This is a genomic window from Nannocystis pusilla (assembly GCF_020073745.1).
GTDB classification, from domain to species: domain Bacteria; phylum Myxococcota_A; class Polyangia; order Nannocystales; family Nannocystaceae; genus Nannocystis; species Nannocystis radixulma.
This window is the reverse complement of sequence record NZ_JAIRAU010000029.1, coordinates 19,566-35,172: the sequence shown is the minus strand read 5'-3', so window position 1 is coordinate 35,172 and position 15,607 is coordinate 19,566. Positions and strand designations below refer to the sequence as shown.

Sequence of the window (15,607 nt, the reverse complement as noted above, 5' to 3'; positions counted from 1 at the left end):
AGCGCGCCCTCGACGTGCACCGCCCACGCTCCGCGAATCAATTCATCGCATCGGCGCGCACCTCGATCGTCGCCCCGCGGCCGAGCCCCAGCCGCACCGTCGTGCCGGCCGGCACCGCCGACAGCTCGTGCCACAGATAGCCGTTCGCGCCGGTCACGTCCTGCCCGTCGACGCTCACGATCTCGTCGCCGATCTGCAGCCCCGCCTGCATCGCCGGCCCGCCCGGCCGCAGCGACGCCACCACCAGCTTCGCCTCGCTCGGCTCGGTCTCCGGGGCCGGCGGGCGCACGCGCAGCCCGAGGTCGCCGGGCGCCTCGTTCTCGCCGCGCCGCTTGCCGGCGATCTTCACGTCGCCGATGTCCACCGTCGTCGCCCCCGTCGCGGGCACCTGCAGCATGATCGACGACGTCGAGTAACCGTTCTCGATCCAGTGCTTCGGCAGCACCAGCGCCTCGGCCGCGCCCGACGCCACCTTCTCGACCTCGAAGCGGCCCTGTTCGTCGGACGTCTGGCCGCGCGGCGTCTCGTCGAACCCCGTGAACAGGTGCCCCTGCCCGCGGGCGCGGATCCGGACCTCCATGCCCGGCACCGGCGCTCCCGACAGCGCGTCGACCAGCCGGCCGCGCACCATCACCAGCGGCAGCAGCTCGAGCTGCACCTCGCCGCGGCCGCCCTCGCTCACGCTCGTCTTGCCCGAGCTCGAGCCCTCGGACGCCTCCACGATCACCGTGTAGTTGCCGCGCGGGACCTCGGGGAAGCGGAACGCGCCACCTGTCCGAAAGAACCTGTCACTACTGCGCCAGCCGGTGCTCGGCTCGATCAGCGTCACCTCGAATTGTTGCGGCGCACCGCCGCCCTGGAGCCGCACCGAGCCGGAGATCGATCCGGCCTCGGCGATCTTGATCTCGACCTCGCTGCCGGTCGCCACGTGCTCGACCGAGCCCTCGCCGCCGCCGCGCCGCTGGGCCACCAGCGTGTAATTGCCGTCGCCGAGGCGATTCAGCTCGAAGCGCCCGTCCTGGTCGGTGAGCTTGCGGGTCTCGCCGCCCCAGTGCGACCAGCGCGAGTCGCGGAGCCCGTCGCCGGCCCCGGCCGCGGCGCTGTCGCTCTCGCGCGTCGCCTCGACGAACGCGTCCGACAGCGGCCCGCCGGCGGCGTCGACCACTCGCCCGACGATCCGCCCGTGCTGCGACTCCACCGCCAATTGCACCTCGCGCGTCTCGCCGACCGCGATCGTCACCGACGCCCCCTGGACATCGTCGTCGGTGGTCCCCGGCGCCTGCAGCGGCACCCACGCGCTGACCGCCTGCACGCGGTACGAGCCGGCCGGCACGTGCGCCAGGCGGAAGCTGCCGTCGTCGAGCGTGCGCGTGGTCGGCAGCTCCTGCTGCCCGCCGCGCAGCACGACCTCGACGCCCTTCACCGCCAGGCCCTCGCTGTCCTTGACCGTCCCGCGCAGCTCGCCGGTCGCCGGCAGCGACACCACGATGTCCTCGAGGTCCTGTCCTTCGGGCAATTCGAGCTCGAGCGGCGCCGCCGGCGGCGGGTACTGGCTCGAGGACGTGGACACGCGATATTTGCCCGGCACGAGCCCCACCGCCTCGAAGCGGCCGTCGGGCGCGCTCGGCTGCGACCACGCGCGCGCGCCCAGGGCCCGCGGCGCGGCCGGGTCGACCTGGGGCTCGACGCTCACGTGGATCCCGCCGACACCTGTCCCTCCGGACAGCACGACCTTGCCGCGGATCGCCTGGCCCGGCAGCACCTCCCAGCGCAGCCCGCGGACCGCCGCGTCGCCGACCGTCACCGCCTCGTAGGGCCCCTGGCTCACGTACGTGTCGCATTCGACCTGCGGCTCGTACGACCCCGGCAGCACCCCGCGGATCCGCACCGACCCGTCGGCCTCGACGTCCGCGTGGCGCACGCCCGCCGTCTTGTCGGTCAGGCGCACCCAGCCGCGCTCGCACGACTCCCCGCCCGCGATCGTGACTGTCCCTTCGACCAGGTACGCCGGGTGCGCCCGGATCACGATCGGCTCCGACGTCTCGCCCAACCCGAGCACCGCGCTCTCGGGCGCCGCGCCGTAGGCCTCGTCGTGGAACGCCTCGAGCCGGTAGGCCCCCGGCTTCAGCCCCTCGACCCGGAACTGCCCGTTCGCGTCGGTGCGGGCCGGCCCGACGCCCTCGAACTGCTGCTGCGCCCACACGTCCGCGCCCGCGACCGGCGCGCCGTCCTCCGCGCGCACCACCTTGCCGACCAGCACCGACTCCGGCGTCAACGCGATCTCGAACAGCAGCCCCGGCGCCACGCCGATCATGAACCCCGGGGCGTAGCCCTCGGCGCGCGCCTGGACGACCGTCTCGCCCGGCGCCACCCACATCGTGAATTCCCCGTCGGCCCCCGAGCGGGCGATCGCATAGCCCGACGTCACCTGCGCCCCCTCGAGCTCGCCGCCGCTGAGGTCGCGCACGACGCCCTTCAGCTCGACCCCGCCGGGTCGCAGCACCACGTCGACCTCGCGCGTCTCCTGCCCCGCCAACAGCGTCACCCGCCCGCGCGCGCGCGCCCCCTTGCCCCGGCGATAGCCCGCCGGGAGGTGCCCCGGCGCGCTCGCGTGCACGAAGTGCGGCACCGGCAACAGCCCCTCGATGCGATAGCTGCCGTCGGCCTCGCTGGTCGCACAGGTGCGAGCCGCCAGCTCCTTCGCGTCGAGCCCCGGCGCCGAGCTGCCCGCGCACACCGTCGCTCCGGCGATGGCGCGCCCGTCAGGCTCGCGCACGTGCCCCGAGACGGCCGACCGATCGGCGCGCCGCGGGTCGAAGCGAGGCAGCCTGGCCGCGTCGACCAGCGGCCCGACGTCGAGCGCCGCTGCCCCGCCGGCCGCCGGCGCGCCGTCCTGGCCCGCCCCATCCTCGCCCCGCCGCCCCGCCGACCACCACCACAGCAGCAGCGCGAGCACCCCCAGCGCGCTCGCGGTCACGAACTTCCGTGTCGTTTGGGTCATGTCTCAGAGTTCCTGTCGCAGCATACCGGCCCGCCGCGGCCGAGCCGGCCGAGCCGCCCACGCCGGACACGGTAACACAGGCCCGCGGCGAAAACCGCCGCCGCCCCAGCGGTCCGGGCAGCCAGCGCGCGCGGCCCGCTGGCCCCCACCGGCTCTGAACGCGATTCCGCGCGCACCGACGCCGAGGCCGGCGTCTCCTCGCCGCGCGATTCGACCGACGAAAGGATTCACACATGTCGGAAGCCCCACACGGCCTCCGATGCGCATGATTCGTATCACACGCGTCGGCCCCGCGAGGACCGGCGGCGTCGCAACGGCGCGACGCTCCCGGCGGCTGTCGCGGTCTCGACAATGTTCATTCGCAGGCACAGCTGATTGCCCGCGGCAACGCGCTGCAGTGCGCTCATTGCCGATCTCACCCCGATGCACGCGTCCGCTGGAACTTCACGGGCCAGAGGTCGTACGCCGCGAACGAGTCGCGTCTCGCCTGGTACGCGAATTCTCCGCGGCTCTTGGCCCCACCCGTACGCTTGCGCAACTTCTCGAGGTAACGCTTGACCGTAACGGGCGACAGCCTCGTCAAGCGTGCGATCTCCTTGTTCGAGCAGCCCTGCATCACCAGGAGCGCGATCCGCTGCAGATGCGGCGGCAGCTCCAGACGAGCCACCACGTTGGCGTCGAACAGGCAGATCTGCGGACCGTCGCTGCTACGCCGCCAGAACAGGAGGATCGAGCCGCCCGCGTAGGGCAAGAACATCCGATCCCAGCCTTCCACGGCGCGGGAATTGTCGGCGAGAGCCTCATCCAACCATTCGGGCATGCGGACGTGCGTGAGCCTCGCGGCGTCGTTCGCGAACAGGAACTGCCCGGCGCAGGTGTACGCGAACACCGGGGAAGGCCACCCCATGGCGACCTGCACCATCGAGTGCGCGGTGCCGAAAGCCGGAGCGAGCTCGTGCCAGGCGAGCAAGACGCGCTGCAGATCCTCGGCGAACAGGCTGAGAAGCGCCCGGTCGCTCTCCGTGAAGACTTGCGAGCCGATGGCGAAGGAGCCGCACCAGCCGAGCCAGGCGTCCTTGCTCGCAAAGAAGATGCGCAGGTTGTCCCTGTATCCGAGCTCTGCCATCAACGTCCGCTGAAATGCCCGCCAGCGATACGAATCCCGGCGCAGATCATCGCCCATGACCGGCCGGTTCTCGGCGCCCCAAACGCTCTCCTCCTCGGACACATCCGCGAATGTCCGCGAGAACAGCTGATCGGTGCGCATGAACGGCGTGTCGAGCAACCTGTCGATGAGCATCCCCGAGAGCGCGCCGACAGCCAAGTCACCCCGCCCTCGATCGGAGACGCAATAGACCCCGGACGGGAGCCCGCCGTGGAGCACGGATAGACCCGAGGCGATTATCTCCGGCACCTTCCGCGACGGGCTCCAGCTGCGGAGCACCCGCCGCGCCTCCTCCAATCGCTCGTGTTGCTGATCACTGATGGCGTCCATGTCGCCAGCGTGGAACGGCTCCGCGCGGCCCGCAAGGATTGCTACGAGTCGCCGGCGATTCCGCGCATTCTCGAGGTGGCCGATCGGCAACCTGGCCCGGCTGGGAACGACGGCCAGGCTGGAGAGGTCGAGTTCGGAGCCACGGTCGATTCACGGCGCGGCGGCCGACCCGAAGGAGGAGAATGGCATGAGACGGAACTGGATGACCCCGAAGATTGTATTCACCGCCGCGCTCGGCTGGGCGAGCGCGTGCGACGCCCGCGATCACGAGGCCCGCGAGGAGAGCGAATGCGCCACAGCGATCGATCCGGAATCGCGCGAGGCCGGAGGCTGCGCCGCTTCGGCGACGAACCCGGATCTCGAGCTGCACGAAGCGGGGGCACCGCTCCCCGCGCTGCGCGGCGGCGACAACATCGGCGCTGACGGGAGCGCGCGCTGTCTGACGCCGCTCGTGATCGAGAACGCGCACTTCCCCGCCTACACCGCCGCCGAGGCCGGCTGCAGCGCCGACGACGGCATCACGCTGACGGCGTCGGCCCAATATGCCGATCCCACGTTCACCCGCTTTCACGTCAAGAAGAGCGATGGCAGCGCCTTCTCGCAGCAGGCGATGCTGAGCCTGTACGTCGGCGACGGACCGGACTGTGACGGCACCCCGGCCAACGTCGTCAAGTCGACCGCGTGGGTGATCACCCAGCAGAAAAAGCAGGAGGTCGATCTGCCGGTCGCGCAGTATGTGGGCTGGGCGATCGGTGAGCGCAAGAAGTTCTGGGTCGGCAAGTCCGAGTCCGGCCTGCCGTCGGCGCGCGCCAGCGGGGTCATCACGATCCGGCGCATCTGTTAGGAGCGCTCGATGGTCGGGTCCGGCGTCGCTCCCCGCGAGCCGGTACACGCACCCAGGACCCTCGGCCGGCTCGTGCCGGCTCGATCGCCGAGCGGGGGGCCAGTGATTCGGGCTCGCACGGGCCGGCCGCGCGGGGCCGCCTCGCTCGCTGGACGGGTTAGCCCGAGACGCGCCCGGCGGGCGCGTTGGCTGGGCGGCGAGGCCGCGCGCGAGCCCGAATCACTGGCCCTCCGCTCAGCCCTCGAACTGACAGCCGCAGCCGCAGCTGTTGTAGAACGGGATCCAGCCGACCTCGCAGATGAACAGGATCTGCTTGCACAGGTCGAGGCTGTGCGACACGAAGGTGCGACCGAGTTCGGCGCACAGCACCGGTTGCGCCCCGGACTCGGCGCACACCCCGGGGCAAGGACCGGCGGCGGGGTCGCAGGTGTCGCTCGGGTCGTCGACACACACCTGTCCCTCGGAACATGTCACTTCGAACATCTCGCCGCACGGCGCCGGCTCGCAGCGCGACGGGCAGCTGCGCGACCGTAGTGGATCGCAGTCGTCGTCGGGGTCGTCCTCGCACACCGTCCCGACCGGGCAGGGCCCGCCGTCGGGGCCGCACGGCTGCGGCGCCGCCTCGGGTGCGGCCAGATCGCAACCTGTCCCGATGGCCAGAAAACAGGCGATCCCCGCGGCCATGCTGATGCGTCGCACCATCTCGCTCGCCCCCCTGGAGCCGCGAAACTCGCGACCGCCCGCGCGCAATTCTGGGCCCGGTGGACCGACCGAGCCACCGCGAGCGCCTCGCCGGTGTGCCCGATGCCACGCTCTTACGGGCGGGGCGTCACTCGGCGCGCACGTGCGTCGGCACGATGTAGGTCTCGTCCTCGTCGTCGAGCTTGATGGTCCAGCAGCCGCTGCGCGCGGCCACCAGCGTGAAGCGGGTCTTCTTGCCCAGCTTGCCGTCGCCGAGGCGGTCCTGGTCGCAGCCGCTGTCGAAGAACGGCGTCTCGCGGGTCACGAGGTAGGCGCCGCCGATGTTGGCGTCGGGCGGCGTGGTCGACCTGTCACAACCGACCGCAGCGATCACGATCACCGGCACGAGCAGCGAGAACCTGCGCATCGAGGTCACCTCCGCCGCGCATTGTAGCCGCTCGCCCGGGCGCGTCGGCGCGCGGCTAACAGAGCATCGCGCGGAACACCAGGAAGAGGGTCCCCGCCAGCAGCATCGACGCCGGCAGCGTCAGCACCCAGGCCGACGCGATCTTCAACACCGTCGAGGCCTGCAGCCCGGCGCGCTGAGCGACCATGGTGCCCGCGACCCCCGACGACAGCACGTGGGTGGTGCTGACCGGCAGCCCCAGGCCGGCGGAGATCCCGATCGTGCTCATCGCCACCAGCTCGGCCGAGGCGCCCTGCGCGTAGGTCAGGTGCTCCTTGCCGATCTTCTCGCCGACGGTCACGACGATGCGCTTCCAGCCGACCATGGTCCCGATGCCGAGCGACAGCGCGACGCAGAACAGCACCCAGTTGGGCGCGTAGTCGGTCAGCTCGCGCAGGTCGGCGCGGGCCGCCTTGACCTTCTCGGCCTGCTCGTCGGGCAGCACCAGCGCCTTCGCCTTGTCGAGCTCCTTCAGCGTCGAGTCGATCAGCAGCACGTCGCGGCGGACCGCGAAGCGCTGGTCGGCGGGGATCTCGGCGGGGCTCTTCGCCGTGCCGAGCATCGCCTTGAGCGACTGCAGCTCGTCCTCGACCTCGGCCAGCTTGGCGCGCACGCCGGGCGCCGCCATCGCGGCCGCGCCGAGCGAGTCGTGGATCGTCACCACCGCCGCCTCCGCTCGCTGCAGCTGCGGCTCGGTCACCGCCATGTTGATGGCGAACCCGGCCGGGACCACGCCCATCAGGATCAGCATCACCAGGCCGACGCCCTTCTGGCCGTCGTTGGAGCCGTGGGCGAAGCTGACACCGGTGCAGGTGAAGATGAGGATGCTGCGGATCCACGGCGGCGGCGGGCGCGACCCGAGCGGCGCGCGGTACAGCTGCGGGTCGCGGATCAACCGCTTCGCCAGCAGCAGCAGCAGCGCCGCCAGCGTGAAGCCGATCAGCGGCGACAGCAGCAGCGCCATGCCGACGTCGGAGACCTTGGCCCAGTTGACGCCCGCGCCGAACTCGTGGCCCGGCAGCATCGAGTTGGCGATCCCGACGCCCAGGATCGAGCCGATCATCGTGTGCGAGCTCGAGGACGGCAGCCCGAGGTACCAGGTCCCGAGGTTCCACAGCGTCGCCGCCAGCAGCAGCGACAGGATCATCGCCAGCCCGAGCCCGACCCCGCTCGACACCAGCAGCTCGAGCGGCAACAGGTGGATGATGCTGAGCGCGACCGCGAGTCCGCCGACGAACACGCCGAGGAAGTTGCACACCCCCGACAGGATCACCGCCGTCCACGGCCGCAACGAACGGGTGTAGATCACCGTCGCGACCGCGTTGGCCGTGTCGTGGAAGCCGTTGACGAATTCGAACCCGAACGCGATGAGGAGCGAGACGACCAGCAGGAACCCCGTCGTCGTCGTCAGCCCTTCGAACATCGCCTCCATGAGGTGCTCCTGGGTCGAGGCCGCCGGAAGGCCGCCTGCGCCGAAAATCTACGCGGGGTCGCGCGCCCTGTCAGTCACGAGCCGGCCGCAAAAACCGACCCCCGTGTGACACCTCGGTGACATCCAGGTGACGGACGGGCGAGCGCCCCCGCGCGCGCGAAGCGCCCTGACACCCGTGTCAGAGCCTGCATCGGGGGCTACCCGGCCGCTCTTGCAGCTCCACAGCGGCCCGGTCAAGATCGACGGACCCGGCGCCGTGGGCGTCGCGCCGCTGAACTTTCCAACCTGAACTTACGCTTATGTCCCAAAGAACATCTTCCTCCGGCCCGCGACCGCTGTTGCTCGCCTGGCTGCTCGCCCTCGGCGGGTGCTTCGACGACTGCGGCAGCAACGACCCCTACGACCCCCAGCCCGGCCCCGGCGAGCTCGGCAACGGCGAATTCCACTACCGCTGCATCGACGACGGCGACCCGGCGTGTATCGACGGCGGCTCGGTCGGCAACTTCCCGGCCCGCGTCGCCCTCGGCGGCCGCTTCGAGCTCGCGTACACCTGGAACGACGACGTCTCGCGGGCCCCGCCCGACCTGCGCAGCGCAGCCTCCGAGCGGCTGCGGCTGCAAGGCGAGATCTTCACGCCGCTGGCCGAGGGCTACACCGCCGTCCTCGCCCTGTTGCCCGACAGCAGCATCGGCGACCTGATCCACCTCCGGGCCTCGACCCCGATCGAGGCGGCGCTCCAGCACCATCGCGTCGACTACAGCACCTACTCCGTGGCCGAGGGCGACGAGCTGCGCTTCGACGCCATCACCCGCGACGGCGACGCCTACGTGCTCGCCGGCCTGCTCGAGTTCACCTTCGCGATCGACGACACCGCCGTCGCGGAGATCGTCGGCACCGGCCACGCCCACGTGATCCTGCGCGCCCGGGCCGAGGGCACCACGGTCCTCCACGCCACGCTCGGCGATCTCACCGCCGACCTCGAGATCAGCGTCGGCCAGGGCCCCGTCACCTCCACCGACCCCACCACCGACGCGGAGACCACGACCTCGACCGACTCCTCCACCACGGACGACAGCACCGCCGGCACCGACGCCACCGAAAGCACCACCGAGAGCACCGACACCGGCGACACCGCCGGCACCACCGACACCACGGGAGGTGTGCTGTGACCCGCCTCGTCCCCGCCCTCGCCGCGCTCCTCGCCGCCGCGACCCTCGCCGGCTGCGGCCCGCGCTACCAGACCATCGTGTTCGAGCTGCGCAGCCAGCCGCCGATCCCCGTGCGCCTCGGCGCCGACGAGATCGAGATCCCGGTCGGGATCGCCGTCTCGGTCCACGCCAGGCTCGAGAGCAGCAGCAACATCGAGTTCGTCCCCGACGACGCCCTCGACCTCGACAGCGAGGACCGCGGGATCCTCGCCGCCGACCCCACCCCCGGCTCGCACAACTTCGTGTTCGTCGGCGTGGCCGTCGGCGAGACCTGCCTCACCGTCGAGGTCGAGTACGAGGACGAGGAGTGCATCCCCGTCCGCGTCACCGCCCCCGGGTGAGGTAGACGGCGCCTGTCTGTCAAGGCATGTCCCCGCGGACATGCCCCATCGAACATGCCCGGGAGAGCATGCTCTCCCGGACACCCGCGTCAGGAGTCGCCGCCCTGCAGCGATTGACCGACGGCGGCCAGCCGCTTCTGCAGCGCGTCGGACTCCTTGTCGCTGGGGATCAGCGCCAGCAGCGACGCCTGGGCCTCGGTCTGCGCGGTCGAGACCAGCGACGACAGCTCGCGCAGGTCCTCGGCGCTGACCTGCACGCCGTCGATGAAGCGCTGGGCCAGCACCAGGTCGACCTGCTGCAGGCGGCGCTGGTAGCCGTTGAACACGGCCAGCCGCGCGGCCGCGCGGGCGCCCGCGACCTCGACCAGGCGGCCCTGGAACCCGACCTTGCCGAGCAGCGTGAACACCGTGCCCGCGCCGGCCAGCACGACCGCCTGGAACGCGTCGTAGCCCTGGCGGAACGTCAGCAGCAGCCCGGCCGAGATCGCGACCACGCCGACCAGGAACACCACGATCCACATCCCGACCGAGATCCAGGTGGCGACGCCGTCGCCGAGGGCGATCCAGCGGATGTGCTCGCGCTGGCGGTCGTCGAGGTCGGCGACCACCTTGCGCCGGCTCTCGAGGTCCTGGTGGCGGATCTGCAGGCGGTCGATCGCCACCGAGCCGCCGAGCTCGATCAGCATCCGCCGCGCGGCTGCCTCCCGGGACAGGTTGCCGCAGCGCAGCCCGGCCGCCAGCGTCTCGACCACCGCGGCGCGCTGCATGCCGCGCAGCGCCGACGCCAGCTTGTCGTCGCGCTCGGCGCTGGCGGTCGCGGCGTCGAGGATCCGCTCGACCGCGCGCGGGGTGGTCAGCAGCAGCTCGAGCGCGCCCGCGGCCTCGAACGCGACCCCCGGGCTGGCGCTGTCGAGCTCGGTCATCAGCAGGTCGGTCTGGGCGATGCCGAGGCGGCCGATCGCCCGCACCGCCAGGCCGACCATGTCGTAGTACTCGCGGCGGCGCCGGTTGGTGACGACGAAGCGCGCCAGCGTGTGCGACGCCTCGGCCGCGCGCGACGTCCCGCCGAAGCGCGCCATCACCGACACCGCGTCCCACGTGTACGACGCGAACGGCGCCGCGTCGACGATCTCCTGCACCTTGTCGAACGCCTGCGCCAGCGGCGTCGCCCGCAGCGCCCGCAGCGCGGCGCTCTGCGCGTGCGTCGGGTCGACTGGCCCTTCGACCAGGTAGCGATTCCCCGCCGGCACCGGCTGCGGCGCGCCGTCGAGGCACCACAGCAGCGCCGCGACCGCGTCGCGGTCCTCGTGGTCGGCCGCCAGCAGCGCCCAGCCGACGGCGCGCAGCTGCAGGCGCTCGCCGGTGTCCTCGGCCAGCAGCTTCGCGCGGGCCAGCGTCCACGCGTGGTGCTCCTTGCGCTCGTTGGCGGTCACCAGCGTCCAGTAGCGGACCCACCGGTTGGGCTCGCGGGCGCGGTCGGTGGCCAGCTCCATCAGCGCGCGCGCCTCGGCGTCCTCGCCGGCCACCACCACCAGCGCCGACATCTGCCACGAGCGCGTCCACGAGCCCGGGTGCTCCTCGTCGTCGACGCGCGCCCCCGAGTCCTGCGACAGGATCTTGAGCAGCGCCGCGCGCAGCGAGAACGCCGCCGGCGAGCCCTGCGACATCAACAGGCGCAGGTGGTCGAGCAGGTGCTCGCGGGCCTGCTCGCCGCCGTCGGCGAGCACCTGCAGCATCTGATCGAGGTCGGTCGGCGGGCCCAGCGGCATCACCTCCGACTATACCCCACCCCCCCGTCCGGCGCCCGCGTGGCTCGGCGGCCGATTCCGCCCGATGTCCCCCGGGACATGGCCCGGCGGACAGCCTGTCACTCGTAGCGGAGCGCCTGGATCGGGTCGAGGCGCGAGGCCTTGTGCGCCGGGTAGAGGCCGAAGCCGACGCCGACCAGCGCGCTGCTGCCGAGGGCCAGCGCGACGATCTTCGGGTCGATCTTGGTCGCCCATCCGAACTCGGTCGACAGGTACGTGGCGACGCCGAAGCCGAGCCCCACGCCGAGGAGGCCGCCGACCGACGCCAGCACCACCGCCTCGATCACGAACTGGACCAGGATGTCGCCGGGCCGGGCCCCGATCGCCATGCGCAGCCCGATCTCCCGCGTCCGCTCGGTCACGCTGACCAGCATGATGTTCATGATGCCGATGCCGCCGACCAGCAGGCTGACGAGGGCGATGCCGGCGAGCAGCCGCGTCATCGTCTCCGTGCCCTCCTGGCGGGCGCTGGCCACCTCGGCCATGCTCGACACCGTGAAGTCGTCGGCCTCGTCGTCGCGCAGCTTGTGGCGCGCGCGCAGCAGGCTCTGGATTTCCACCTGGGCCCGGCGCGTGTCCTCCGCCGAGGCCGCGCCGACGTAGATGCTGCCGCCGAGGTACTGCCGCAGCCCGCCCTGCACCTTGGCCGCGAACGTCCCGGCCGGCACCAGCACCACGTCGTCGGCGTCCTGGCCGCCCGCGGTCTGGCCCTTGCGCGCCAGCACCCCGATCACCTCGAACGGCACGTTGTTGATCCGCACCGACGAGCCGACGGCGTCCTCCGCCCGCCCGAACAGGTTGTCGACCACCGTCCCGCCGAGCACCGCGACCTTCGCCTTGCTCGTCACGTCCTGGTCGTTGAAGGGCCCGCCGTACTGGAACGACCAGGCGCGGATGTCGAAGTACTCCGGCGTCGTGCCCTCGGCGGAGGTCGTCCAGTTCTTGCCCTCGCCGAGGATCTGCACGCTCTGGCGCAGGCTCGGCGCGACCTTGGTGACGTACTGCGTCTCCTTGCGGAGCGCGTCGACGTCGGTCCACAGGAGCGTCGGCTGCGAGCCCGCGCCGCCGCGCACGCCGCCGGTCTGCGCCGAGCCGGAGCGGATCACCAGCAGGTTGGTGCCCATCTTGTCGAACGAGCGCTGCACCTCGGCCTTCGCGCCCTCGCCGATCGCCACCATCGCGATCACGGAGCCGACGCCGATGATGATCCCGAGCACCGTCAGGAACGAGCGCATCTTGTTGAGGAGCAGCGCCAGCACGGCCACGCGGAACGTACTGAAGATGTTCATACGTCGCCCTCTTTGTAGTTCGCCAGCGCCGCGCGGGCGTCGACCGGCGTCTGGGTGACGTCGGACAGGACCTTGCCGTCGCGCATCATCACCACGCGGCTCGTGAACTCCGCGATGTCCGGCTCGTGGGTGACGAGCACGATCGTGATGCCCGAGCGGCCGAGCTCCTGGAACAGCGCCATGATCTCGATGCTCGTGCGCGAGTCGAGGTTGCCGGTCGGCTCGTCGGCGAGGATCACCTTCGGCCGGTTGACGATCGCCCGCGCGATCGCCACGCGCTGCTGCTGACCGCCCGACAGCTGCGCCGGCGTGTGGTCGAGCCGCTTGCCGAGGCCCACCTTCTCCAGCGAATGCCGCGCCCGCTCGCGCCGTTCGGCCCCGCCGACGCCGGCGTAGACCATCGGCAGCTCGACGTTCTCGAGCGCGCTCGTGCGGGCCAGCAGGTTGAAGCTCTGGAACACGAAGCCCAGCACCTTGTTGCGGACCGTCGCCAGGTCGCCGCGGCCCAGCTGCGACACCTCGCGGCCAGCGAGCCGGTAGCTGCCGGACGTCGGGCGGTCGAGGCAGCCGAGGATGTTCATCAGCGTCGACTTGCCGGAGCCCGACGTGCCCATCACGCTGACGAACTCGCCCGGGTGGACCGCCAGCGACACGCCGCGCAGCGCCCGGACCTCGACGTCCTCCATCTTGTAGGTCTTGACCAGATCGGTGGCCGCGAGGATCGGCTCGGACATCGTCGTGCCTCCCCGCTCAGAGCCCGCCGCGGCGACCACCGCCGCCGCCGCCGCGACCGCCGCCCATCGTGTTGAACGGCGAGCCCGTGGCCGACTTCGTCACCGGCTCGCCGCCGGTCGCCCCCACGATCACCTGCATGCCCTCGGTCAGCTCGCCGCCGACGATCTCCGTCACCGAACCGTCGGTGATCCCGATCTGCACCTGCACCGGCTTCGGCTGGCCGTCGACCAGCACCCACACCGTGCGGTTGTTGGCCAGCTCCGAGTTCTGCCCGCGACGCCGGCGCCGCTCGCCCTTGCCCTCCTCGGCCTTCGCGTCCGCGACCTCGACCTTCGCCTCCGCGACCTCGGCCTTCGCCTCCGCGGCGTCCGTCTTCGCGTCGCCCTTCGCCGCAACCTTCGCGTCGCTCGTCGCCTCGGCCTTGGTCTCCGCGCCCTCGGCCTTCGCCTCCGCGCCCTCGGCCTTCGCCTCGCCGGCCTCCTCGCCCTCGTCGCGCCCGCGCTTGCCCCCGCGCTTGCCCCCGCGCTCGCCGTCCGGCTTGGGCGCCAGCGCGGCGATCTTCGGGTCCGACGGCGTGAAGCGCAGCGCCGCGTTGGGCACCGCCAGCACGTCGCGGCGCTCGTCGACGATGAACGTCACGCTCGCGGTCATGCCCGGGCGCAGCTTGAGCGAGTCGTTGTCGACGCGGACCACCGCGTCGTAGGTGACCACGTTCTGCAGCGTCAGCGGCGAGTTGCGGATCTGCGCCACCGTGCCGAAGAAGCGCTCGTTGGGGTACGCGTCGACCGTGAAGCGCACCTTCATGTCCTGCTTGAGCGCGCCGACGTCGGACTCGGCCACGTTGGTGTGGACCTCCATCGCCTTGAGGTCCTCGGCGATCGAGAACAGCTGCGGCGCCGAGAGCGAGGCCGCCACCGTCTGCCCGACCGACACGTCGCGCGAGATGACCACCCCGTCGATCGGCGACAGGATCGTCGTGTAGAGCAGGTTGACGTCGGCCGTGTCGATCGCCGCCTTCGCCACCGCCAGGGCCGCCTGCGCCGACTCCACGCTCGCCTTGGCGACCTTGTAGGCCGCGTCGGCCGCGTCGACCTCGGCCTGCGGCGCCACCTTGTCGGCCAGCAGCTGCTTCGCGCGCTCGAGGTTGATGCGCGCGTTCTCGCGGTCGGCGATCGCCCGCGTCACCGCCGCCTGCGCCGACTTGTAGCTCGCCTTCGTCTTCATCAGGTCCGACTGGAACAGGCTCGGGTCGATGCGGGCGATCACGTCGCCCTTCTTCACCTCCGAGTTGAAGTCGGCGAACAGCTCGACGATGCGCCCCGACACCTGGCTGCCGACCGCGACCGTCTTCACCGGCGACAGCGTCCCGCTCGCCGTCACCGTCGCGGTCAGGCGCGTGCGCTCGACCGGCTGCGTCCGGTACTCGACCGCCGGCGCCTCCGCGACGGCGAAGCGCTGGTAAGCGTAGTAACCCCCCGCGCCGAGGAGCGCGACGGTCAGGAGCGGCGCCAGGAAGCGAGGCAGAGCCATGCGTTCTCGGCGAAACTACCGAGCAAACGCCCACCCGGCAACGGGCCGACTCGCGGCTTTACCGCCGGCTTACGCCGCGTTTACACGCGCCTCTCGCCGCAAGACCGGCGAGGAGCCTGCGCATGAATTGTCGATGGCCCTTCGGATCTGTCTGAAGGGCCACGAGAAACCCAGCGAACGAGCTCGCGCGATGAACGCTCGATTTCGCGCTGGGCTCGGTTCATGCTGAAGAGCATGACCAGATCGACCACGCCACCGGCGCCTACCTGCCGGGCGGCGGTACACAGCTCCAGATGACGGTTCCCCCGGCCGATCTCATGAACTATCTTCGGGTCGTGAGCGAGACGCCGATCCGAGCCGTGCTCTGGGGAGGCATCATGAACATCGAGTGGCAACAAGGCTCCGACACGATCCAGCTCGAAGGCCGGACGCACAAGCTTCCGGGCCCGGCTGAACAGGTCCTCGAATGGCCAGGGCGCCCGCTGATCGCTGTGCTGCTCGCGTCCGGCGTCGAGCCACAGCGCCTCCTGTTGCTCGGCCCAGACGGCCAAATACGCGGTCGTCTCGGCCCGCCCGCAGGCTTCGAGCTGTACTACCTCGAGCTCGACCCGCATCGCGGCGTGACGGCCGTTTGCACGACCGACACTCCGATCAACGGCTGGAGCGATTGGCGCTTCGCCGTTTCACCGGAAATCCACACACTCCAACGCTTCAGTCCATCGAAATAAATCTTGTGCTCGACGCACTCGTAGAGTGCGCCAGCCTTAGCCGAGGCAG

Annotated in this window: 13 protein-coding genes; 4 read left to right on the top strand and 9 right to left on the bottom strand. The window is 71.4% G+C overall.

Features of this window, described 5'->3' with window-relative positions; all coding sequences use genetic code 11:
- Positions 1 to 37: 37 nt before the first annotated feature.
- Together K7C98_RS23710 and K7C98_RS23705 are read right to left on the bottom strand one after the other, a co-directional pair.
- The gene (locus tag K7C98_RS23710) at positions 38 to 3,001 is read right to left on the bottom strand and encodes a carboxypeptidase regulatory-like domain-containing protein (RefSeq protein ID WP_224194022.1); all 2,964 of its coding nucleotides are present in this window, start codon (positions 2,999 to 3,001) and stop codon (positions 38 to 40) included.
- A gap of 415 nt (positions 3,002 to 3,416) precedes the next feature.
- Complete coding sequence (locus tag K7C98_RS23705) at positions 3,417 to 4,496, bottom strand: sigma factor-like helix-turn-helix DNA-binding protein (RefSeq protein ID WP_224194021.1); 1,080 nt, start codon at positions 4,494 to 4,496, stop codon at positions 3,417 to 3,419.
- Between K7C98_RS23705 and K7C98_RS23700 the strand changes: the two genes are divergently transcribed.
- Positions 4,486 to 5,340, top strand: a complete 855-nt coding sequence (locus K7C98_RS23700) for a hypothetical protein (RefSeq protein WP_224194020.1) — start codon at positions 4,486 to 4,488, stop codon at positions 5,338 to 5,340. The two genes, K7C98_RS23705 and K7C98_RS23700, sit on opposite strands and share 11 nt — an antisense overlap.
- A gap of 234 nt (positions 5,341 to 5,574) precedes the next feature.
- Here the strand turns inward: K7C98_RS23700 and K7C98_RS23695 are convergent, their stop codons facing one another.
- From K7C98_RS23695 to K7C98_RS23685, 3 genes are all read right to left on the bottom strand, one after another.
- On the bottom strand, positions 5,575 to 6,024 hold the full coding sequence (locus K7C98_RS23695; RefSeq protein WP_224194019.1) for a hypothetical protein: 450 nt from the start codon (positions 6,022 to 6,024) through the stop codon (positions 5,575 to 5,577).
- Between the two features lie 145 nt (positions 6,025 to 6,169).
- On the bottom strand, positions 6,170 to 6,448 hold the full coding sequence (locus tag K7C98_RS23690) for a hypothetical protein (RefSeq protein WP_224194018.1): 279 nt from the start codon (positions 6,446 to 6,448) through the stop codon (positions 6,170 to 6,172).
- Between the two features lie 55 nt (positions 6,449 to 6,503).
- Complete coding sequence (locus K7C98_RS23685; protein WP_224194017.1) at positions 6,504 to 7,919, bottom strand: inorganic phosphate transporter; 1,416 nt, start codon at positions 7,917 to 7,919, stop codon at positions 6,504 to 6,506.
- A 299-nt stretch (positions 7,920 to 8,218) separates the two neighbouring features.
- Here K7C98_RS23685 and K7C98_RS23680 point away from each other — a divergent pair, with 299 nt between their 5' ends.
- Positions 8,219 to 9,088: an Ig-like domain-containing protein gene (locus tag K7C98_RS23680; protein WP_224194016.1), complete on the top strand. Its 870-nt coding sequence runs from the start codon at positions 8,219 to 8,221 to the stop codon at positions 9,086 to 9,088.
- On the top strand, positions 9,085 to 9,468 hold the full coding sequence (locus tag K7C98_RS23675) for a hypothetical protein (RefSeq protein WP_224194015.1): 384 nt from the start codon (positions 9,085 to 9,087) through the stop codon (positions 9,466 to 9,468). Before K7C98_RS23680 ends, K7C98_RS23675 begins: the two co-directional genes overlap by 4 nt.
- An 89-nt stretch (positions 9,469 to 9,557) precedes the next feature.
- Here the strand turns inward: K7C98_RS23675 and K7C98_RS23670 are convergent, their stop codons facing one another.
- The 4 genes from K7C98_RS23670 to K7C98_RS43855 all read right to left on the bottom strand — a co-directional run bounded on the left by K7C98_RS23670 (position 9,558) and on the right by K7C98_RS43855 (position 14,830).
- Complete coding sequence (locus K7C98_RS23670; RefSeq protein ID WP_224194014.1) at positions 9,558 to 11,237, bottom strand: hypothetical protein; 1,680 nt, start codon at positions 11,235 to 11,237, stop codon at positions 9,558 to 9,560.
- Between the two features lie 98 nt (positions 11,238 to 11,335).
- Positions 11,336 to 12,565, bottom strand: coding sequence for an ABC transporter permease (locus tag K7C98_RS23665; protein ID WP_224194013.1), 1,230 nt, complete (start codon positions 12,563 to 12,565; stop codon positions 11,336 to 11,338).
- The gene (locus tag K7C98_RS23660; RefSeq protein WP_276572694.1) at positions 12,562 to 13,299 is read right to left on the bottom strand and encodes an ABC transporter ATP-binding protein; all 738 of its coding nucleotides are present in this window, start codon (positions 13,297 to 13,299) and stop codon (positions 12,562 to 12,564) included. Before K7C98_RS23660 ends, K7C98_RS23665 begins: the two co-directional genes overlap by 4 nt.
- Positions 13,300 to 13,315: 16 nt before the next feature.
- A complete protein-coding gene (locus K7C98_RS43855) occupies positions 13,316 to 14,830 on the bottom strand; it encodes an efflux RND transporter periplasmic adaptor subunit (protein ID WP_263429761.1) in 1,515 nt (504 codons plus the stop codon).
- 293 nt (positions 14,831 to 15,123) lie between these two features.
- Between K7C98_RS43855 and K7C98_RS23650 the strand changes: the two genes are divergently transcribed.
- Positions 15,124 to 15,558, top strand: coding sequence for a hypothetical protein (locus K7C98_RS23650; RefSeq protein ID WP_224194012.1), 435 nt, complete (start codon positions 15,124 to 15,126; stop codon positions 15,556 to 15,558).
- Positions 15,559 to 15,607: the final 49 nt, after the last annotated feature.

What these genes read in the sequence shown, in the direction of transcription:
- K7C98_RS23710 (WP_224194022.1), bottom strand. Translation starts at nt 3,001, where the DNA reads ATGACCCAAACGACACGGAAGTTCGTGACCGCGAGCGCGCTGGGGGTG.
- K7C98_RS23700 (WP_224194020.1), top strand. Translation starts at nt 4,486, where the DNA reads ATGGCGTCCATGTCGCCAGCGTGGAACGGCTCCGCGCGGCCCGCAAGG.
- K7C98_RS23705 (WP_224194021.1), bottom strand. Translation starts at nt 4,496, where the DNA reads ATGGACGCCATCAGTGATCAGCAACACGAGCGATTGGAGGAGGCGCGG.
- K7C98_RS23695 (WP_224194019.1), bottom strand. Translation starts at nt 6,024, where the DNA reads ATGGCCGCGGGGATCGCCTGTTTTCTGGCCATCGGGACAGGTTGCGAT.
- K7C98_RS23690 (WP_224194018.1), bottom strand. Translation starts at nt 6,448, where the DNA reads ATGCGCAGGTTCTCGCTGCTCGTGCCGGTGATCGTGATCGCTGCGGTC.
- K7C98_RS23685 (WP_224194017.1), bottom strand. Translation starts at nt 7,919, where the DNA reads ATGGAGGCGATGTTCGAAGGGCTGACGACGACGACGGGGTTCCTGCTG.
- K7C98_RS23680 (WP_224194016.1), top strand. Translation starts at nt 8,219, where the DNA reads ATGTCCCAAAGAACATCTTCCTCCGGCCCGCGACCGCTGTTGCTCGCC.
- K7C98_RS23670 (WP_224194014.1), bottom strand. Translation starts at nt 11,237, where the DNA reads ATGCCGCTGGGCCCGCCGACCGACCTCGATCAGATGCTGCAGGTGCTC.
- K7C98_RS23665 (WP_224194013.1), bottom strand. Translation starts at nt 12,565, where the DNA reads ATGAACATCTTCAGTACGTTCCGCGTGGCCGTGCTGGCGCTGCTCCTC.
- K7C98_RS23660 (WP_276572694.1), bottom strand. Translation starts at nt 13,299, where the DNA reads ATGTCCGAGCCGATCCTCGCGGCCACCGATCTGGTCAAGACCTACAAG.
- K7C98_RS43855 (WP_263429761.1), bottom strand. Translation starts at nt 14,830, where the DNA reads ATGGCTCTGCCTCGCTTCCTGGCGCCGCTCCTGACCGTCGCGCTCCTC.
- K7C98_RS23650 (WP_224194012.1), top strand. Translation starts at nt 15,124, where the DNA reads ATGACGGTTCCCCCGGCCGATCTCATGAACTATCTTCGGGTCGTGAGC.